This is a genomic window from Prevotella sp. P2-180, from assembly GCF_002251435.1.
GTDB lineage: Bacteria > Bacteroidota > Bacteroidia > Bacteroidales > Bacteroidaceae > Prevotella.
Window position 1 is genome coordinate 1 of record NZ_NPJI01000096.1, and the last position, 19810, is coordinate 19810.

The following is a 19810-nucleotide window of genomic DNA, read 5'->3' on the forward strand; positions in this document are numbered from 1 at the left end:
TTTATTTGTACCTTTGCCATGCCTTGTTACGATTTTCGCTTGTTTTCTAATTGCAACACTAAGATAAGTGAAAAATCTGACACGGCAAAATCCTGGGCAACTTTTTGTTGCTCAGGAACTTATAAATTAATTTAAATCAAAGTGTTGCGGAATTAAGGTTTTCCAATATTTGCCAAGCCTCATTTGTGAGAACTGGCTAATATTGTGCTCTCCACCATCGCCTACCAACGGAAGGTTAGGATCGTTGGTCCAACAAGGATCGAGATGCAGACGGAACACGGTGCAATAGGCTCCTTGATCATGATTGGTCAGGGCTTTAAACAGTTTCTCGAAATAATTGAGACACGGCTCCACGTCCTCCCCATTATACCCTGGTTTCCATCCTTGCCAGCGCCATCCGTTGAAATAACGGTTGGGGGTGTCCATAACTCCATGCAGAGTCACGGGGTTTCCCTTGTCGTCGACAAGATGTTTACCTTTGACAGACAATGGCGGTAAGTCATCACTACCTTTTGCTATGATGACCATAAATGCCAACATCAAAGTTGTCAATAAATTCTTTACATACATTTTTTATTAATACAATAGTTCGTTAATTATGGTTCAATAACGCAAAAATTTCAGTTGCAAAATTACCTAATATTTATCAAACAATATAAACGAGATGTAACACATAGTACATGAAATGTTACATTATGGCAGATTATAGACAAAAAGATACAAAAAGAAAGGAAAAAGAGAAGGAGAGAAACCTTTCGGCTTACTCTCCCTTTTCTTTTCCGTTCTTGTCCTTGATATAGTCTCGGGGCGACACCCCGTATACAGCCTTGAAGGCGGTAGAAAATGAACTGGTGTTTGAAAATCCCACGGCATACATCACGTCATTGATATTCTGATGTCCTGCATCGAATAGTCTTGCCGCCTGTTTCATGCGTATGTTGCGTATGAAGTTGTGGGGCGACTGGTTGGTAAGTGTCTTCATCTTGCGGTAGAAATGCACTCGGCTCAGTCCTACCTCGCGGGCAATGAAGTCTACATTGAGCTCGGCATTGCTAATATTGCTGTTCACTACCTTCATCACTCGCTCCATCAGTTTTGATTCGGCTGTCTGAATATCGAGGTTCTCCACCCTGTCTTCCTGGCTTTCGTTGCCAGAGAGTTTGTTTCGCATAATATTTCGCGAATTTATCAAGTTAAAAACCGTGCGCTTCAATATATCGATGTTAAACGGCTTGACTAGATATGCGTCTGCTCCTGTCTCGAGTCCTTCCAGTTTGTCTTCGTCGCGCGACTTTGCGGTGAGCAACACAACGGGCACTGTATTGGTATTTATGTTATTGCGAAGTTTGGTGCAAAGTGTGGTACCGTCCATCACCGGCATCATCACGTCGCTGATGACCAAATCCGGAACATCTTTAAGTATTGCGACAAGTGCTTCCTGACCATTGCCGTAAGCCGACACTTTGAAATACGGCGAAAGTTCGTCGACAAGGTATCTCTGTATCTCGATGTCGTCTTCCACGACAACTATCGACTGACGCTTGCCTCGTGGCAGAATAGCCTGTTGTTCTGTGGGCTCCGGTTTCACTACACTTTCGTATCTTTCTTCAAGAACTTTAGACATTGTGTCTTCATTGCTGTCGTTTTCACTGATTTCCACCTTCTCTTCATCTCTCAGATGTGCCGAACCGAGCGGAATAGTGACTGTGAATGTGGCTCCCCCACCCTTTTCGTTATTCTTGGCGGTTATGGAGCCATGATGCAGCAGTACGAGAGAGTTTGCAAGGTCGAGGCCTATGCCTGTTCCGAGATGGCGGTCATTGGTTTTAGTGTCGCTCTGATAGAAGCGCTCGAAAATCTTCTCCACCTTGTCCTTTGGTATGCCTTCACCATTGTCGCGAACAGAGAGCACCATGTTTTTGTTATCGTGGCTAACAGTTACGACAATTTCTCCTCCAGTGGCAGTATATTTAAAAGCGTTAGAAAGCAGGTTTACTACCACTTTGTCGAAATTGGCGAGGTCTATCCATACTGGCAAGTGTTGGTCTTCATGGACAAAGCTGAGCTTTATGCTCTTTGCCCTTGACTGATATTCAAACATGTGGCAAATGTCTTCCACAAACCCAATGAAGTCTGTCTCTCGCATACGCATCTTCATCATTCCCTTCTCAATCTTCCTCAGGTCCATCATCTGGTTGATGAGATTCAGTATTCGCTCAGCGTTTCTCTTTATGGTGATATACGCACCTGTTCGACGCGGGTCTTTGTCTTCCTTGAGAAGTGTCATGAGCGGTGCTAATATAAGGGTCATAGGAGTGCGTATCTCGTGACTGATGTTCATGAAGAATCTTATCTTTGCCTCGTTGAGTTCTTCGGCATGCTTGTGCTCTTGTAACATCATGAGGTCATGCTCTTTCTGTTTTCTCTGCTTTATATAAAGGTATATACAAGCAACGATAAAGGCGAGATAAACCACATAGGCCATAGAAGAACGGTACCATGGCGACTTCACTACAATGGTAAATTCCTTAATCTTCGACTCCTGATTGTTTTTGATTGCTTTTATGCGAAACTTATAAGTGCCCGGTGGCATCAGGCTGAAGTTTATCTCATTCTGTCCAGGAAGAAGTGTTGTCCATCCGTCGTGGTTGACACTATAGGAGTATGTGATATGCTCCGGAGAGTCATAGGTAAGGGTGGAGAGCTGGATAGAGAACGTGTTGTCGTCGTAGCAAAGCGTGAAACGGTCAGATTGGAGCACGGGTTTGTCGGTAATTGTGTATATGCCTGACTCGTCGCCAGAGGTGATGTCTTTCCCGTTAACTACAAGGTTGGTAATCTGCACATTAGCCTCCCATGTCTGCATCTTTATGTTCTTTGGATAAAACCAGGTGATACCGCTGACACCTCCCAAGAGAATCTGCCCGGTAGGTCCCATTGCAATGGCTCCGTCGCTGAACTCATTGCTCTGAAGTCCGTCGTCTACATAAAAACAGTTGTTCACATGGCAGGTCTTTGCGTTCATCTGACAAAGTCCATGGTCGGTGGCAACCCATAGTTGACCATCGTTGTCGCTCATTATAGAGGCGATGCCATTGTCTGGCAGTCCATCCTCGTCTGAAAGGCGTGTCAAGGTCTGTGTCTGCATGTCTCGCTTATATAGTCCGTCATCGGTGCCAAACCACAGTGTGTTTACGTCTGACTGGAACACTGAGCGAATATTTATGCCGTAGAGCAGGGCATTCTCCCCGAAAGTGCTTAACCATGATTTCTTCTTTATGTCATAACAGCAAAGCCCCATGGTGGTTGCCAAAAATATCTTTGTATAGTCAGATGATATATCAATCTGTGAGATATAGCTATTGGCAAGTATGTTCATCTTCCTGTCTGAAGCTGCTTCTTCGGTGGAAAGGAACTGTTCAATGTCATGTGTGGTAGTGTGGTACCTAATAAGTCCAAATCCCATTGTGGCAATCCAGAGATTTGATTTATTGTCTACAACGAGGCCAAAGATGCTGACACTATTGAAATTGCCCAGTTTGACAGGTTCTATAGAAGACAGATCGGGAGATATATAGTATAGACCTTTGATATACGAACCTGCCCACACTCCTCCCCTTGGGTCTTCAACAAGCGCAAGCACTGTGGAGGGGGTGTCAAAATGCCGTATGCGGTTGTGGCTTACGTCAAGCACATAGAGTCCGTCCTTGTCGGTTCCCACCCAGCTGTTTCCCTTGCTGTCAATCATTGTACTGGTAACACAACAGTCTCCTATCTGGTTTTTATTTCCTAATTTATTGCCTGTATAACCAAATCCAACAGGTTTCTCAGGCTGCATGAACACACCTTTTTGAAGCATGCTGAACCAGATGTTGCCAGCCTTGTCCTCCACAAAGGCGTTCACTTTTACATGTCGCAGGTCTATTTCATGGCTATAATAAGGATTTACGGTTAACTGGCGTGTCTTGGGATTCATAATGGCAACACCATCTCCGTCGAGTCCTAGGAGTATATTACCATTTCTACATGTATATAGTGCCGAGACATGCATTCCTTCTGTAGAAGGCACAAGTTCAAACTTGTTGGATCTTACATCCTTCACCCATACACCATTATCGAATGTACTTATATAGATGTTTCCTGCCTTGTCTTCACAAATGTCAATAAGAACAGAACCGAGTCCGTCTTCCTCTATCCATTTTGTCTTCTTACCATCCTTGAATGACAAAGCTCCGTTTTTCTCGCTTAAAATCCATAGTCTTTGGCTGCTGTCCTCATATAATTTCTTTACACCTTTGATTTCCTTGAGGGCTTCATAGCGATGTGCCTCTTCATTGCTTGTCACCTTATATATACCATTATTTGAGGTACCAATAAGCAATGTGCCATCTTTGAGTTCTGCAAAGCAACTTACAAACGATATTATTGTTTCACCATTAAGCCCGATAAGATTGAAATTATGAAAACGGTCGTTATAATATGTTTGAACACCACGCTGGTTGCCTACAAAGAGTACCTTGTCACGACGTTGCAAAACGGTATTGATATAGTTGGACTTCATTCCGTCACATGAGTATTCTCCTTTTTTGAAAACTTTAAAGTTATAACCATCATATCTATTAAGTCCATTACGTGTCGACACCCAGATAAAGCCATCATAGTCTTGATACACATGCATGGCAAAACTGCTCGACAAATGGTTGTCGGTATTGAACAGCCTTCCTATCTGTGCATGGATATAAGATGGAAATGCTATCAGACACAATATTACAACAATAATTATTCTCATCTTTGGTTTATTAAGAAATGTCAGTCGTTCCGTTATTTTCTCTGCAAAGATACACATAATCATGTAAACAAAAGCAAAAAGCAACACTATTTAACACAAAAATCACATTGGGGTTAATTATCATTAATCTCTTGGTTTGTATTGAATAATGGATTATCTTTGCAGTCTAAGAATAATCTCTAACTATATTTTGATTTTTATCATGAACAGAAAACATTTTCTCATTGCTATTACTATTGCATCGATGGCATGTCTGAACGGATGCAAATCTGAAAAAAAAGCTACCGCTATGGCTGATACTGATCAGGAAGTGATAGTAGACAGTGTTGTAAGCACTGAGTTGAAAACTGACAGCGTGGTTTTTAAAAAGAAAGCAAAGGGGGCGGAATGTAAGGTGGTTGTGGATTTCCCGCAAGGAACTACAGAACTTGACCGAAACATAAAGGCTTTCATATGCGACTTGCTTGGAAAAAGCGGACCGTTCGGACTGATGCAGGACGAGAAGAGCAACGTTACCTATACCGGAGACAAGAACAACGGCAAGGCTGTGGTGAACTTCTTTGGTGAGATTTATGCTGCCACAATGAAGCAATCTTGGAACGAGATACAGGAACTTAACGAAAACAGCGAAGAGCCTATGCCTTACTCTTACGAGATTGAAATAAGACTTGAAGAGCAAACCGACCAATATGTCACACTATCGATAAACACATATTCTTATACTGGCGGAGCTCATGGTTCTTCCATGAACTATAGTATAAACTTTGCAAAGACATACAATGACCAGGTGGCATACACCATAAATCAGAAGATGACGCAATCTATCCAACCTCTTCTTAGAAAAGGAGTGATAGAGTATTTTAAGGAGCAAGGCGAAACAATTTCTGACGCAGACCTCAACAACGTTCTCTTTATCGACAACAATACTATCCCGCTCCCAGCCATGTCGCCAGTATTGACCACAAAAGGACTTCGGTTTGAATATCAGCAATACGAAATTGGCCCATATGCCATCGGAATGGTCAATTTCACTTTACCATATAAGGATGTAAAGGGATATATGACACAGGAAGCTACGGAACTAATCGGAAATTATTAAGGTTGCAGTTAAGTATTTGAACATTATATAACAAAAGGCATTGACTTTACGGTCAATGCCTTGTTTTGTTTATCTAATAATTAATTATTTCACACCTAATACTACCTTTGCAGTCTCGTTCTCTGGATCTATTTCGAGCAACTTGGTAGCACATTCCTTTGCCTTAGTCATATCATCGACTACACGAGCATAGTAAGAGATAAGGTAGAGATAACTCTCCTTCAGACGAGCTTTGTCTGAGTTATTCAACTCATTACGTGTAGAATAAACCTCTATCAGTTTCTCATAATATGGCTTTGCCAAAGCCTCTTTCTGCTCATTATCCATAGCGTTGTTCACACGTGCGCGCCAGAATGTAGCATACTCAATTGCATCTGGATATTTCTCAGCAAGCTGACCGTAGAGTTCATCAGACTTTTTAAGAGAAGCCTTCATGGCGTCATCTTGCTCTTTGCTGGCCTTGTAGTAGTAAAGTTGTGGCAGACCAGCATAGTCGGTGGCAGTAGGAGTAGAATAAGTGTTGAGGTATTCTTCATAATACTTGATAGCATCTTCATACTTCTCCTGTGAGCTATAAGCGTCTGAAAGGGTCTTTATCACACCAGCCTTCTTATCCTTTGAATCAAATTCCTGTTCGAGAGCCTTCTTAAACATGTCGATAGCCTCATCATACTTCTTTGCTCCGTTAAGGGCATTTCCGTAATAAGTGTAGTCAAAATAAGAGAACTTGGCGCTGTCTGACTTATTGAACAGGGCATCAGCATAAAGGAGTGCCTGATCATAGTTCTTAAGGTCAGTGCTGTTGAAGAACGCAAGACGATTGAAAGCAGCGTCGCGCGGCTTCTTCTTCAAACCATATTGTACCACCTCAAGACTCTCCTGGTTTCTCTGCTTGAAATACAAGGCCATAGCATACTCGGTGATGTCGCGCTCCTCCATCTTAGAGATGTCGGCTTTCTTATAAGAAGTAATGGCCTTGTCAAACTCATTAGACATATAGTATATACGTCCTGCAAGGGCATCGACAGCGACGTCAGGACGCTGTTTGCGCAATTCATCGAGTTTCATTACAGCTACAGTAGGACTGACCTTACGATATACATTAGCATACTTGTAGTATGGCTCTGGATTCTTCGGGTCGAAACTTATAGCCTGCTGATAATGCTGTGCTGCAGTACCACCATCTTCACCCATGGCAGAGATGTCGCCAAGAAGCACATATGCCTGTGCACACTTATACTTTGCAGCCTTGTTAGCGAAGTCAGCAAATACACGAGCCTTGGCAGTATCTTTCTGCTCAAAATAAGCACGTGCAATACCTACAAGAACCTCAGGATTCTTCTTGTTCTTCTTGAACACTGCTTTCACCTGCTCTTCCACGTCTGAAGAATTACTCTTAATCACTTTTGTTATGGACTCAATTACAGTTTTATTGTCCTCCTGAGCCATAACAGGTGCATTGATGCCCAGCATCAACGCTCCTACCAATACATATTTCAACTGTTTCATAATCAATTTAAAATTCCTAAATATTTATTCGTATAAAAATTAATTCTGGTTTACGTTTACTTCCCTCACGTTCAGCTGACCTCTTGCAGGCAAAAGACCAGCCTTAAAGAATATTAGCTGTCCCTTCGGTGACTGGAGGAAAGAGGCAAATCCCCATGGCAGACCGTTACGCGGGTCGTTCAGCATGGCGTATATGGTACGCACAAGGGGGTAATTACCATTATATATATAATATTGATATGGTTTCCAACTATTAATGACCGTAGCCTTGTCAAGTCGGCTAACCGCTACAACACGAATATTCTTTTTAAAAGTGACGTTTGTAGAGTCACGTTTGTCGTTAAGCCAATTAGAACCGATGACACCTAATGCGTTTGGATGAGAAGAAACATAGTTGATGACCTCCTCACTCTTCTTTACAGCCGTGATATTCGGGCTATTGATAGGCTTACCACCGAGTATAGAGTCAGCGCAATAGTGTACGGTGCTTGACTTGGCATTGTCGAAAACGACATCAAATTCGCCCAGTTTAGAATCCGGGAAGATGTCTTTCCAATTCTTTGCCTTTCCACTAAGTATAAGTTTTATGTCTTTTACAGAAAGGCATGAGTCTGGATTGGAGTTGTTGATGATAAGTGCAAGTCCATCATAAGCCAAAGGAATAGCTCTGGGCAAAAACTTGCGATCTTCGAGGTTCTTTTGTTCCTTTGGTGTAAATCGTCTTGTAGTAATGGCGAGCCACACCTTTTCAGTCATAAGTTTGTTTACCGCATCAATCTCGTCAGTATAAATAGGCTTGACTTTTGCGGTTGGGTACATACGTTCAAAGATGTCAATCTGTTCTCCGATAATAGGACTGAAACTATCATCGCAAGTAAATGAACAAACACCGGAAGCATACGTATCAGTTCTATTACTTTTAGGTTTGTTGTTGCCACAAGACAACAACAAACCTAAGCATAGAGTCAGTCCAACGCATATGTTGATACTGTTTTTTGTCATATTACTGTAATTAGATTATTACTGCAATCTGAAGGTAACTGGCAATGTGAACTTCACACGCACTGGTCCACCATTCTGCATACCTGGGTTCCAGTGAGGCATGCTCTTTGTCACACGTACGGCCTCCTTGTCGAGTGATGGGTCAACAGACTTCACTACGCGAACGTCAGTGATAGAACCATCACGCTCAACGACGAAAGTCACGATAACACGACCCTGGATACCATTCTCTTCAGCCACAACCGGGTATCGGATGTTTTTAGAGAGGAATTCGAAGAGAGCAGCCTGTCCACCTGGGAACGAAGGCATCTGCTCAACGACTTCGAAAATCTTGGTTTCCTCTTCCTTCGGTGGTTCAGGCTGGGCAATTACTTCCTTAGCCTTGAGTACCTCACCTCCGGTTTCGTCGTTACCTTGTACGTCGAATGAACCAATAGCAGTATTTGTCTTGTTAAGGTCTTCCTGAGACTTAAGTTCCTCTTCTGGCTTCACCTCATCATCCTTTTTGATGACAGGAGGAGTAAACTTTACAGAGCTCTTAACCTTTTCAACGACCTTCTGCTCTTCAACCTTGACGGGTGCTTTCTTCTCTACTTTAGCCTCTTTCTTCTGAGCCAGTTTAGAAAGTTCTACATCCGTCTCCATAGCTACCTTCTTTGGGAAAGCGTTTTCGATGGCAACCTTAGCCCAAACACCTACCATGATAGCGATGATAACCGCGAAAACGATTAACATAGCCTTGATGTTACGCTTACCGGTATCTCTACGCAGGGCGTAGGCACCGTATTCCTTGTTTTTGCCTTCGAATACGAGTTCTACCCAACTTTTATCTAAAAGATCTACTTTTGACATTGTTCTTTCCTTTTTAAATTGTTGTTACTTTACACCCTTCAACGCAAGCAGCTTCTGGTCGTCTTCGCTGATCTTGTCGATCACGTAAGTACCGATGCTGCAAATTTGCATTTCATCGAGAGCGTCAACCATGTTTTTATAAGAAGCAGTGTCAAGAGGCTTGATGATGATAGTAAGCTTTGGAACCTTCTCACCATCGAGATTACCGTTTTTGATTTCGGCAAGCTCTTTCTGGTAGAGAGAGTCAGCCATATTGTACTTGAGCTTCTTCTCATCCAACTTCTGTTTTGCCAGCATTATCTTGGCAACCGGTGCAATACCCTCTTCTGTCACGTGGCTGACGAGAGTCTGACGAATACCGTTCTTACCCCATGTTGTTTCCTTAAGGCATGCGGGGTTGTCATACTGTGGCAAACCTTCAATATAGTAAATCTTATCACTACCAGCAAGGAAGATGGTGATCGTGTGTGAAGCCTTTGTTGCAGACTTGTCCTGATCGGTCACGTTCTTGTCATTGCTAGGCATCGTCAACTGCATAGCCTGAGGCTTGCTCAGAGTGGTACACAGCATGAAGAATGTGATAAGAAGCATCATCATGTCCACCATAGGCGTGAAGTCCACGCGGGTGTTCATTTTTTTCTGCTTGCTCGCTTTTTTCTTTGCCATGATTATTCCTCCGATGACGTTTTAAGATTTGTAATCAGTTGGTAACGGTTCTGGTTCATATCCTGAAGTTCAGACATCACCGACTTAACTACCTTGTAAGGAGTCTTTGCGTCGCACTTGATTGCGAGTCTGATGTCAGGATTGTTGTCTACAGCAGCCTGTACCCACTCTTGAAATTCACTCATTCCACCATCGATACTATCGGTGGGGACACCCATTTTCTGGATTACCTTTGCCATCTCTTCTGGTTCAAGGTTCAAGTATTCCGGCATTTTGTTTACTGGAACACCTACCATTGATTCCTCCTTGAACTTCTTAATCTGTGCCGCATTCAGCGAAACGCCGAACTTGTCGGTAACAGACTGCATGATGGCCAACATGTCGTTCTTATTGTCAGTTCCGACGAAGATCTGTCCTTCCGGGCTTACAAGAATGTTAAGCACATTCTTTTCCGGAACCTTGACCTCCGACACCGAACTTGGCGTGGTGACCTGAATAGGCTCTGGCTGCAAGAATGTTGAAGTCAACATGAAGAAGCACAGAAGCAGCGTCATCACGTCTGACATAGGAGTCATGTCAATCCAGACGTCTTTTTTCTGTATTTTTATTTTACCCATTATTATTCGCTAATTAAAAGGTAAAACAATTAAGCCTCAGTAGCGTGGTTAACGTCGTATGTTGCAGCAATAGTGTAACCAACCTCGTCGAGAGCGTATGTGAGCTTGTCGATCTTGTTTGTGAAGAAGTTATAGATAACTACAGCGAACCATGATGTCAAAATACCAGAAGCTGTGTTCACAAGGGCCTCAGAAATACCGGCAGAGAGAGCCATAGAGTCAGCACCACCACCTGCAGACAGAGCCTGGAAAGAACGGATCATACCGAGCACAGTACCGAACAGAGCGGTAAGAGTACCGAGGGTAACGATGGTAGCTACGATTGGGAGGTTCATCTGCAGAGTAGGCATTTCAAGCTGAGTTGCCTCTTCGTGAGCCTGCTGGATCTTAGCGATTTTCTGAGCCTTCTTCAATGTATTGTTTGCTTCGGCGTCCTTGTAAGCGGTAATAGAAGCGAGAACGACGTTAGCTACAGAACCCTTCATCTTGTTGCAGAGAGCGATAGCCTCATCGAACTTGCCAGCCTTGATGTACTCTTTCACCTGGATAGTGAACTTGCCGAGGCTCATTGTACCGAAAGCAGCGCGGAGAGCGAAGAAGCGCTCTACACCGAGGCAGATAACTGAAAGAAGAAGAGTAAGGATAAGACCTACTACGAAACCTCCCTTATAAACGGTACCCATGAGGTTTACTGGATGACCTGTCGGGTCGTTACCTGCGAAGTTTTCGGGTGCACCGAGAACCTTGAAGTAGAATGTGTAAGCTACTACACCACAGATTACGAGGATCCAGATAGCGTTCTTAATACCTTTGAAGCCCGATTTCTTTGCTGGGGCTGCAGCATTTTTTGTTGTTGCCATAATTGATAATTTTAAATTTTTGTTATTTGTGAATAATATTAATTTTAGTGTCTAAACGAAAGTAGTCTTGCAATAAATGTCTTTCTTTTCTTTTTCAAGGGACAAAGATAACAAAATACTCACAGACGAAGAAGAAAATTACAAGTTTTAACACTAACTTTTTTCATTATTAGTAAGAAAGTGTCGATATTACGTGCTTTTTACTTCAATTCGGCCAAAGATTCCTTGATTCTTCTCATTGCTTCGCGGATATTGTCGTCGCTGGTGGCATAGCTCATGCGGAAGCATTCCGGGTCGCCGAAGGCATCGCCGCCTACAGTTGCCACATGTCCTTTTTCGAGAAGGTAGAGAGCGAGGTCTGTCGAGTTTTTCACCACTGTGGTACCATCACTCTTGCCGAAGAAGCTGCTGCACTTGGGGAAGAGATAGAAGGCTCCTTCGGGCACATTAACTTCCAGTCCTGGTATATCCTTGGCTAACTCTACTATAAGATTGCGACGGCGTTCGAAGGCCTGACGCATCTGCTCCACACACTCCTGCGATGACACATACGCGAACTCCGCTGCCTTCTGGCTTACAGAGCAAGGTCCGCTGGTATACTGCCCCTGCAGTTTGTTACATCCCTTAACGATCCACTCAGGGGCGGCTATATAACCTATTCGCCAACCAGTCATGGCATAAGCCTTTGAGACACCGTTTACGATGATGGCACGTTCTTTCATGCCTTCAAACTGTGCGATGCTCTCATGGCGTCCTATGTAGTTGATGTGCTCGTATATCTCATCGGCCAGTACGAAGAGGTCTTCATGCTGCTTGATGACATCTGCAAGCCCAGCCAGTTCTTCCTTTGAATACACGCTTCCTGTTGGGTTGCTCGGTGAGCAGAGTATAATAAGGCGTGTCTTTGGTGTGATGGCAGCTTCGAGTTGTTCGGGCGTCATCTTAAAGTTTTGGTCAAAGCCAGCCTCTACGATCACCGGATTTCCGCCAGCCAATTTCACCATCTGTGGGTATGACACCCAATATGGGGCAGGAATAATCACCTCGTCTCCTGGATTGACGAGAGCCATTACAGTGTTGCATACGCTTTGCTTTGCTCCGTTGGACACGAGGATTTCGTTGACGCTATAGTCAAGGTTGTTTTCGTTCTTGAGTTTGGCTACGATAGCCTTTCTCAGGTCAGGGTATCCTGGTACAGGTGAGTACCTTGAGTAGTTTTCGTCTACAGCTTTTTTTGCAGCCTCCTTGATATGGTCTGGAGTATTGAAATCGGGTTCTCCAACGCTCATGTTAATGACGTCGATTCCCTGTGCTTTCATTTCACTGCTTTTCTGTGACATTGCCAACGTGGCTGAAGGAGCCAGACGTTGCAGACGGTCAGATAACTGTGCCATAATTTTTGGTGTTATTGTGTTTTTATTGTGCAAAAGTAATAATTTTATTCGTTAATCGAAAGAAATATTCGATTTTTTTTGCCGTTTTGCTTATTTTTTTTTGGTTTTGATGGAAAAATATCACAGGTGAAGGGTATGTCCCATACGGTCTTTCTTTGTCTTGAGATATTTGTAGTCGTACTCGTTTGGTTTTACTTCAATGGGTACATTCTCTACTATCTCTAAACCATAGGCCTCAAGTCCCACACGCTTGGTAGGGTTGTTGGTCATGAGTCTCATCTTGTGTACACCGAGATGTCTAAGCATCTGTGCTCCGCATCCATAGTCTCGCTCGTCTGGTTTGAATCCGAGGTGGATATTGGCTTCTACGGTGTCTAATCCTTCTTCCTGTAGTTTGTATGCCGCAATTTTGTTCATCAGTCCGATGCCTCTTCCTTCTTGCTGCATATAAATGAGCACTCCCTTTCCTTCTTCTTCAATCATCTGCATTGCCTTGTGGAGTTGTTCTCCGCAGTCGCATCGCTTGCTACCGAGTATGTCGCCGGTGGCGCATGAGGAGTGAACCCTTACGAGTATCGGTTCGTCTTCTTTCCATTCTCCCTTTATGAGTGCCATATGCTCAAGTCCGGTGGAAGTCTGTTTGAAGGGCACGAGTTTGAAGTGTCCGTACTGTGTAGGCATATCAGCCATATTGCCTACCTCTATGAGCGATTCTTTTGCCAGTCGATATGCTATGAGGTCTTTTATGGTGATGATATGCATCTTGTGTATTTCGGCAAATTTCATGAGGTCTGGCATGCGTGCCATTGTCCCGTCATCGTTCATGATTTCCATGAGTGCGGCTGCGGGATATAGTCCTGAGAGTTTACAAAGGTCGACGGCAGCCTCGGTATGCCCTGACCTGCGCAGTACGCCCATGTCTTGTGCGTAAAGAGGATTGATATGCCCAGGCCGTCCGAAGGTTTCAGGACGTGATGTTGGGTCTGCCAGTGCCTTTATGGTGGCGGCTCGGTCGTGTGCGGAGACACCTGTTGTGCAGCCTTCGAGTTTATCGATGGTCACTGTGAATGGAGTGCCGAGCATGGATGTGTTGTCGCTAACCTGGTGCGGTAAGTCAAGTTCTTCGCTTCTCTTTATGGTGATGGGAGCGCACAATACTCCACGTGCATACTTAAGCATGAAGTTCACGTCTTCTGGCGTAATCTTCTCTGCAGCAATAATCAGGTCGCCTTCATTCTCACGATCTTCGTCATCAACCACGATAACGAACCGACCTTGGCGGAAGTCTTCAAGAGCTTCCTCTATACTACTTATCTTCATTTCTGCCATATATATATAATATAATAAGGTGTAAATACTAATCACTACCTTCCACCCTCAAAAACTCCTCACTCCTCATTTCTCATTTCCTCTATTCTCCTGCATATATCCTCGTTAGTCGCTCTGATGACTCTCAGGTCACGAAGCAGACGCAGTCTAAATCGCCACATTCTCAAGTAGAAGAACAATCCCAGTGGTAGCAATATGCCTGTCACGGCGTTCAGCCAACGGCGGCGGAATGGACGTGTGTGTGCATGCGTGGCTATCACCGGATAGCGGTTGAGATAAGTCAGGATTGCCTTGTCTTTGGTGTTGGAGAGGTCGTCGATTACTGCTTCGAGTTCCTCGTTGATGTCTCTTATCTGCCTGTCGTCGCCTTCTTGGAAGAACACCTTTATGGGGTTTGGAGCTTTCAGAAGGCTATGGCGTTGTGAGTAGTCCACTATGTCCGCAGTGATACGGTTCAGTTTCTCTGCGTTGATAGTATATTGCGGATCGTGTATTATCACTTCTTTCTTGAATATGTGTCGTTTATTTCTAAGTCCGAACATTTTTCTGAAGAAAGATTTGTAAACATCCATGTTAAACACCACGGAGTCTTTGTTAGCCTTATAGGTGAAGAACACGGCAAGCGGTGCAAGTATGGCAGTAGAAATCCACTTACCGAACAGCACTGTCCAGTTGTCGTCGCGTGCCATTCTCATTCCCGAGAAGTCGAAGATGTAATAAACGATGAACACCAATACAGAGATGATAACCGGCACTCCAAGTCCTCCCTTTCTTATGATGGCTCCCAAAGGGGCGCCTATGAAGAAGAATACGATACAGAGTAGCGACAGTGTGATTTTTCCATAAGCCTCTATCTCGTGTAGTCTCTCCTGTCGGTTAATGGCATAGGAGTAGTCGCCCTTCATGCTTATCTCGGCGGCGTTCATTCCAATGGAAGACAAAGCTATACGTGAGATTTCTTGCTTCTCTTCTGGTTTGTGGGCGAGATAGAGACTGTCGAAGTCAATCTTCTTCGCAGCTTTCTCGGCCTTTACCGAGTCGTCTTTAGTCAAGCCGGGAATATTAAACACGGTTTGCTTTGCCTGAGTATAGTATGCTCTTCCCACCGAGTCGTTAAACTCTCTTATGGAGTCGAGATCGTGTCGTATTTTCGCAAGGCTTTTCGACCTTGCGTCGCTTGCAATGCCGGTCACGTCGGCAAGATTAAAGCCACCGTCGAAGTCGAGCACTATACGTTTTGTAGAAAAAGTCTCCCTTCTGTACGGGACGTTGGCACTTCCCGCGAGGTCTTGAGATCTCATGTTTTCGAACCATTCTCCACTATAAAGTGTGAGCAACAAGTGTTTCTTTTCGGCTGTTGACTGGAGCATTCCAGAGTCTGCAAGTATGATGGCGGCATCTTCATATCCGCCATTCATACGGTATATCATGATACCATAGAGTTTTCCGGTATTAAGGTCTTTCTGCTGCACATAAAGGTTACAATTAGGTATTCCGTCATAGAATACTCCTTCTGGAATTTCCAATTCTGGACTTTTCTGTTTCATCGACAGCAGCAGTTGCGCGAACGATTTGTTAGCATCTGGGGCCACCACGTTTTGGAAATAAAAAGAGCATCCGCATATCAGTGTCACTATAACAATAAGTGAACGGAAAGTTTGCATAAGCGATATGCCCGCAGCTTTGATGGCGGTAAGCTCAGAACTCTCTCCCAGGTTACCAAAGGTGATGAGCGAAGATAGCAGTATCGCCAATGGGAAGGCCTGTGGCATAAGCATCAGACCCATATACCAGAAGAACTGCGCAAGTATTTCGAGCGAGAGGCCTTTACCTATAAGTTCGTCCACATATCGCCAAAGGAATTGCATCATCAGCACAAACTGGCAGATGAAGAACGTTCCGACGAAAAGCAGTCCGAACTGCTTAGCTATGAAGATATCAAGTTTCTTTATTCTAATCATTCGCGTGCGAACCCTTATTAAATATAGGATTTCGGGCTGCAAAGTTAGCACAAAAAATCCGTTCCACGAAATAAATGCGGAACAAATCCCTTGTTAGCGCTTGTATTTAGCAAAATTTTGCCACTAAAGAGTAATATTTATACCCTATTACAGGCCGCTAACATTGTGCAGTCTGTTGAGATTGTCAGCCCACACACCTTTCATATAGTCGTAGTCGTCCTCGTCCACATGGTCGGTAATGAGAAGTGTGAGCTTGCCCGAGAAGTCACTTTTCCCTACCCGTAACTCCCAGAAATCATCGTCGGAAGGATTTACGTCCCATTTCAGGCGGATGAAGCTGTTTTCTCGTCTTTCAATAATTACCGAGGTCCGTATATCCTGTTGTGTCCATACTTCCCCCCATGTAAAAGTCATTACGCCATCAACTTCTTCCACATAGTCGGCCATCCATTTGCTCAGCCCATGTGCATTTCCTATTAATCCCCATACTATCGACTCTGATTTTGACGAAAGAGGATATTCAATTTCGAGTTTCTTTTTATTCATATCTTTAGTATTTTAGATTGGGACAACGGGGAAACCCGTTATTTCGCTACAAAAATACGAAAATTTATTCATTTATTGAAATTTTCCTGGAAAAAATTTGGTAGTTTAATGAAAATGTAGTACCTTTGCACCCGCAATCAGGAAATATGGCGGGATAGCTCAGCTGGTTAGAGCGTCGGATTCATAATCCGGAGGTCGTGGGTTCGGGTCCCACCCCCGCTACCATATTAATAAAAGAGAGTCTCAATTGTCGAGTCTCTCTTTTTTATATTTGTTGTTGACAACATTTATTTCTTCTTGAAATAAGCGAATTATGACTATTTGAAGGTGTAAAAAATAGAAGGAAAAGGGTGAATAATGATTTGTTACCCTAACATTCTTGATAATTATCCCATATAAATGGCAAAGTCGTAGTAATTTTGCATCGTCAAAACAAGACATCAACAACATAGCGGATTTACAACAATAATACCTATTTGGTTTTAACTTATATAGCAATAAAGGCAAAAGATTGTAGAAAAAAGGTTACATTGGTTTAGATTTTTTTAGAAAAGAAAAAAAAGTAATTTAAATTAATCAACACCCTCGTCGTGATGACGAGGGCGTTTTTGCATGCCTCCTTCCATCCAATCTTCCTGAACGATGTCACACACGACATGGCAGTCATCAAACCAGCTTACCTTGGAAAAACGAATGAAAAGCACATTCTGTATATGAGAAAAAACTGAAAATTCCCATATAATTATAATAATATAAGGTGGAAATGTTAAGCAAATGTTAAAGTCAAAAAAAAGTTGCCGAAATATTTGGAGCGTATAAAGAAATGCACTACCTTTGCAGTGTTCTATTAAAGTAGTACACTACTACAGACATGGACACTGTGACTTTTAACAATGAAAATAAACAATTAAAAAGAATACGATTATGAACACAATCATCACAGTTACGACAATTATGTCAATGTACATGAATCTGACAACAGACGTAGAAAACAACAAGCACTGCTATAACGCCGAAATAGAAAACGGTCGTATCAATGCTATAGAGGTATATGACAAGAAGGGTGAATATATCACGGCAAGCCTGAAACGCCTCTACACATACGACGAAGAAAACCGCCTGGTGATGCGTGAGACACTGAAATGGAACAAGGAGACCATGTCGTGGGAAAAGCACAGCTGCCTCTGCTACAACTACAATCCCGAAGGCTACACAATAGAGAAGCGATTCTGGAACGAAACCAAGCACGACTACGCCGAGGCTAAGGAATACAGCCACTATATGGTGCTGATGGACAACGTGCTGGCAGTAAACAGCTATAAGCTGGACGAGAATAGCGGTGAGTTTGCCTTGGCTGACAACATGCTCGTGATGACATCAGACACTAACAAGCTGTTGGTAGAAGATTAAACTGCCTAACTCCTTAAACGCCAAAGGGTGGAAATATGAATGATTAATAACAATAAAAAAAGGAAGACAACAATGATAGAGGTAAACAATATCAGTTTCAGATACCCAGGAACGAAACACAACGTATTCAGCAACTTCAGCATGTCGCTCGAAGCAAACAACATATACGGACTGCTCGGGAAAAACGGAACAGGCAAGTCGACACTTCTCTACCTGATAAGCGGACTACTGAGACCTGCAAATGGAGAAGTGAAGGTAGACGGAAGACTGGCTACAGACAGACTGCCAGAAATGCTGAAAGATATGTTTATAGTGCCAGAGGAGTTTAACCTGCCTGCTGTGACCCTCGACACCTATGTGAAGATAAACAAGCCTTTCTACCCCAACTTCAGCCAGGAAGTACTCGAAAGTTGTCTGAAAGACTTTGAACTACCTCAGACACTGAAGCTTAACGAACTCTCAATGGGACAAAAGAAAAAGGTGTATATGAGTTTTGCACTGGCTGCAGGCACAAAATACCTGTTTATGGACGAGCCTACCAACGGGCTTGACATTCCGTCGAAGACACAGTTCCGCAGGGTGATAGCAAACAACATGAGCGACGAACGGACACTGATAATCTCTACACACCAGGTACACGACGTGGAAACATTGCTCGACCACATTCTCATACTCAGCGAAAGCGAAATGCTACTGAACTCGTCGGTGAGCAACATTTGCGAACAATTCTCGTTCGAATACCGACAGCCTCAGGAAATGGACGACACAGTGATATATGCCGAACCGACACTGCAAGGCAACGCAGTGATAGCGAAGAGAGAAGAAAACGATGACGAGACCCAGATGAACCTCGAACTGCTGTTTAATGCAGTGGCAACCGGGAAGATAAAAATATAAATAATAATTTTTAAAGAAGATACAACTATGAACAAGATATTTGACTTACAGAGATTCGGAAACCTTGCAAAATGGGACATCCTGACAAACAAGAAGTTCTACATCAAAATAGTTATCGGCCTGACCATAGCATTAGCATTCATCTTCTGTTTCAACACATGGATAAACTCACAAGGCAGCAGCAGAATAGCCAGCGGCTACCACCTCGACTCACTTGCCAGAACGAGCATTTTTATTGCAACTGTAGTGATGTATGTTGCAGCCACATACATATTCAACAACATGCAGACTAAAGAAATGCGAATAGAGTTTCTTATGCAGCCGGCATCAAACTTTGAAAAATATATGGTAAGGTTTTTGTCGATGACAGTAGGAGTGTTCCTTTTGGCAAGCGCATCAATAGTAGTAGCCGACCTCATCCATCAGCTCTTCTGCGTTGTGGCAGGTTACGACCTGAGAGGCTCTGTGACAATGCATATACTGAACAATTACAACTCAGAAGATGCAAGACCTGGAATATTTGTCATGAAGGGAATGGAGCTGAACATAGGTGTAGCCACCATGGAGTATGCAGCTTTGCTGTTCTTGCTCATAAACCATGCGTTCTACACCTTCTGCGGATCACTCTTCCGCCGCAATGTCTGGCTGTTAGCCATATGCTCTCACTTCATCTTGGGCTTCACTATAGTAATATGTATATTTAAGCTTATTGACATGGGAGTTTTCAACGTGATATTCGCTAACGAGACAAGCATAAGCATCACCATCAACACCATGCTCTTAGTAGGTACAGTGATAACAGGTTTACTATACTACGCAAGCTATAAGATATTCACACGTATGCAAGTGATAAACAACAAATGGTTGAACCTTTAAACC

17 protein-coding genes and 1 tRNA gene are annotated in these 19810 nt (G+C 43.3%); 5 read left to right on the forward strand and 13 right to left on the reverse strand.

Annotated elements, in window-relative coordinates; all coding sequences use genetic code 11:
* Positions 1-126: 126 nt before the first annotated feature.
* Together CIK98_RS13560 and CIK98_RS13565 are read right to left on the reverse strand one after the other, a co-directional pair.
* Positions 127-540 carry a hypothetical protein gene (locus CIK98_RS13560; protein ID WP_141210552.1) on the reverse strand — a complete coding sequence of 138 codons (414 nt, stop codon included), beginning with the start codon at positions 538-540 and terminating at the stop codon, positions 127-129.
* 220 nt (positions 541-760) lie between these two features.
* Positions 761-4789, reverse strand: coding sequence for a two-component regulator propeller domain-containing protein (locus tag CIK98_RS13565; protein ID WP_172409960.1), 4029 nt, complete (start codon positions 4787-4789; stop codon positions 761-763).
* A 202-nt stretch (positions 4790-4991) separates the two neighbouring features.
* On the opposite strand from CIK98_RS13565, the gene CIK98_RS13570 reads away from it, so the two are divergent.
* Positions 4992-5888: a DUF3298 and DUF4163 domain-containing protein gene (locus tag CIK98_RS13570; RefSeq protein ID WP_172409961.1), complete on the forward strand. Its 897-nt coding sequence runs from the start codon at positions 4992-4994 to the stop codon at positions 5886-5888.
* A gap of 84 nt (positions 5889-5972) precedes the next feature.
* On the opposite strand, the gene CIK98_RS13575 is transcribed toward CIK98_RS13570, so the two are convergent.
* From CIK98_RS13575 to CIK98_RS13620, 10 genes are all read right to left on the reverse strand, one after another.
* On the reverse strand, positions 5973-7397 hold the full coding sequence (locus tag CIK98_RS13575; protein ID WP_094385131.1) for a tetratricopeptide repeat protein: 1425 nt from the start codon (positions 7395-7397) through the stop codon (positions 5973-5975).
* A 39-nt stretch (positions 7398-7436) separates the two neighbouring features.
* Entirely contained in the window at positions 7437-8399 is a 963-nt protein-coding gene (locus CIK98_RS13580; RefSeq protein ID WP_094385133.1) for a PstS family phosphate ABC transporter substrate-binding protein, read from the reverse strand.
* Positions 8400-8417: 18 nt separating this feature from the next.
* Entirely contained in the window at positions 8418-9251 is an 834-nt protein-coding gene (locus CIK98_RS13585) for an energy transducer TonB (RefSeq protein ID WP_094385135.1), read from the reverse strand.
* Positions 9252-9275: 24 nt separating this feature from the next.
* Entirely contained in the window at positions 9276-9917 is a 642-nt protein-coding gene (locus tag CIK98_RS13590) for a biopolymer transporter ExbD (RefSeq protein ID WP_094385137.1), read from the reverse strand.
* Positions 9918-9919: 2 nt separating this feature from the next.
* Positions 9920-10534: a biopolymer transporter ExbD gene (locus CIK98_RS13595; RefSeq protein ID WP_094385139.1), complete on the reverse strand. Its 615-nt coding sequence runs from the start codon at positions 10532-10534 to the stop codon at positions 9920-9922.
* Between the two features lie 29 nt (positions 10535-10563).
* Positions 10564-11394 (reverse strand): MotA/TolQ/ExbB proton channel family protein, encoded by an 831-nt coding sequence (locus CIK98_RS13600; protein ID WP_094385141.1) that lies wholly within the window; start codon positions 11392-11394, stop codon positions 10564-10566.
* Positions 11395-11594: 200 nt separating this feature from the next.
* Complete coding sequence (locus CIK98_RS13605; protein WP_094385143.1) at positions 11595-12788, reverse strand: pyridoxal phosphate-dependent aminotransferase; 1194 nt, start codon at positions 12786-12788, stop codon at positions 11595-11597.
* Between the two features lie 120 nt (positions 12789-12908).
* Positions 12909-14117, reverse strand: a complete 1209-nt coding sequence (locus CIK98_RS13610; RefSeq protein WP_094385145.1) for a bifunctional 3,4-dihydroxy-2-butanone-4-phosphate synthase/GTP cyclohydrolase II — start codon at positions 14115-14117, stop codon at positions 12909-12911.
* A gap of 59 nt (positions 14118-14176) precedes the next feature.
* The gene (locus tag CIK98_RS13615) at positions 14177-16078 is read right to left on the reverse strand and encodes an LptF/LptG family permease (protein WP_094385147.1); all 1902 of its coding nucleotides are present in this window, start codon (positions 16076-16078) and stop codon (positions 14177-14179) included.
* A gap of 147 nt (positions 16079-16225) precedes the next feature.
* Positions 16226-16624: an START-like domain-containing protein gene (locus CIK98_RS13620; RefSeq protein WP_094385149.1), complete on the reverse strand. Its 399-nt coding sequence runs from the start codon at positions 16622-16624 to the stop codon at positions 16226-16228.
* A gap of 148 nt (positions 16625-16772) precedes the next feature.
* Here CIK98_RS13620 and CIK98_RS13625 point away from each other — a divergent pair.
* Positions 16773-16849: transfer RNA gene (locus tag CIK98_RS13625), tRNA-Met, on the forward strand.
* Positions 16850-17196: 347 nt separating this feature from the next.
* Here the strand turns inward: CIK98_RS13625 and CIK98_RS18970 are convergent.
* On the reverse strand, positions 17197-17328 hold the full coding sequence (locus tag CIK98_RS18970; protein WP_256387783.1) for a hypothetical protein: 132 nt from the start codon (positions 17326-17328) through the stop codon (positions 17197-17199).
* A 217-nt stretch (positions 17329-17545) separates the two neighbouring features.
* Here CIK98_RS18970 and CIK98_RS13630 point away from each other — a divergent pair, with 217 nt between their 5' ends.
* From CIK98_RS13630 to CIK98_RS13640, 3 genes are all read left to right on the forward strand, one after another.
* Positions 17546-18034, forward strand: coding sequence for a DUF3836 domain-containing protein (locus CIK98_RS13630; RefSeq protein WP_256387784.1), 489 nt, complete (start codon positions 17546-17548; stop codon positions 18032-18034).
* 72 nt (positions 18035-18106) lie between these two features.
* Positions 18107-18931 (forward strand): ATP-binding cassette domain-containing protein, encoded by an 825-nt coding sequence (locus tag CIK98_RS13635; RefSeq protein ID WP_094385249.1) that lies wholly within the window; start codon positions 18107-18109, stop codon positions 18929-18931.
* 27 nt (positions 18932-18958) lie between these two features.
* Positions 18959-19807: a hypothetical protein gene (locus tag CIK98_RS13640; protein ID WP_094385153.1), complete on the forward strand. Its 849-nt coding sequence runs from the start codon at positions 18959-18961 to the stop codon at positions 19805-19807.
* Positions 19808-19810 lie beyond the last annotated feature (3 nt).

Excerpts from the sequence above, each read along its gene's own strand:
- CIK98_RS13565 (WP_172409960.1), bottom strand. The coding sequence starts at position 4,789 with ATGAGAATAATTATTGTTGTAATATTGTGTCTGATAGCATTTCCATCT.
- CIK98_RS13635 (WP_094385249.1), top strand. The coding sequence starts at position 18,107 with ATGATAGAGGTAAACAATATCAGTTTCAGATACCCAGGAACGAAACAC.
- CIK98_RS13560 (WP_141210552.1), bottom strand. The coding sequence starts at position 540 with ATGTTGGCATTTATGGTCATCATAGCAAAAGGTAGTGATGACTTACCG.
- CIK98_RS13620 (WP_094385149.1), bottom strand. The coding sequence starts at position 16,624 with ATGAATAAAAAGAAACTCGAAATTGAATATCCTCTTTCGTCAAAATCA.
- CIK98_RS13600 (WP_094385141.1), bottom strand. The coding sequence starts at position 11,394 with ATGGCAACAACAAAAAATGCTGCAGCCCCAGCAAAGAAATCGGGCTTC.
- CIK98_RS13605 (WP_094385143.1), bottom strand. The coding sequence starts at position 12,788 with ATGGCACAGTTATCTGACCGTCTGCAACGTCTGGCTCCTTCAGCCACG.
- CIK98_RS13570 (WP_172409961.1), top strand. The coding sequence starts at position 4,992 with ATGAACAGAAAACATTTTCTCATTGCTATTACTATTGCATCGATGGCA.
- CIK98_RS13610 (WP_094385145.1), bottom strand. The coding sequence starts at position 14,117 with ATGGCAGAAATGAAGATAAGTAGTATAGAGGAAGCTCTTGAAGACTTC.
- CIK98_RS13575 (WP_094385131.1), bottom strand. The coding sequence starts at position 7,397 with ATGAAACAGTTGAAATATGTATTGGTAGGAGCGTTGATGCTGGGCATC.
- CIK98_RS13615 (WP_094385147.1), bottom strand. The coding sequence starts at position 16,078 with ATGATTAGAATAAAGAAACTTGATATCTTCATAGCTAAGCAGTTCGGA.
- CIK98_RS13595 (WP_094385139.1), bottom strand. The coding sequence starts at position 10,534 with ATGGGTAAAATAAAAATACAGAAAAAAGACGTCTGGATTGACATGACT.
- CIK98_RS13640 (WP_094385153.1), top strand. The coding sequence starts at position 18,959 with ATGAACAAGATATTTGACTTACAGAGATTCGGAAACCTTGCAAAATGG.
- CIK98_RS13580 (WP_094385133.1), bottom strand. The coding sequence starts at position 8,399 with ATGACAAAAAACAGTATCAACATATGCGTTGGACTGACTCTATGCTTA.
- CIK98_RS13590 (WP_094385137.1), bottom strand. The coding sequence starts at position 9,917 with ATGGCAAAGAAAAAAGCGAGCAAGCAGAAAAAAATGAACACCCGCGTG.
- CIK98_RS13585 (WP_094385135.1), bottom strand. The coding sequence starts at position 9,251 with ATGTCAAAAGTAGATCTTTTAGATAAAAGTTGGGTAGAACTCGTATTC.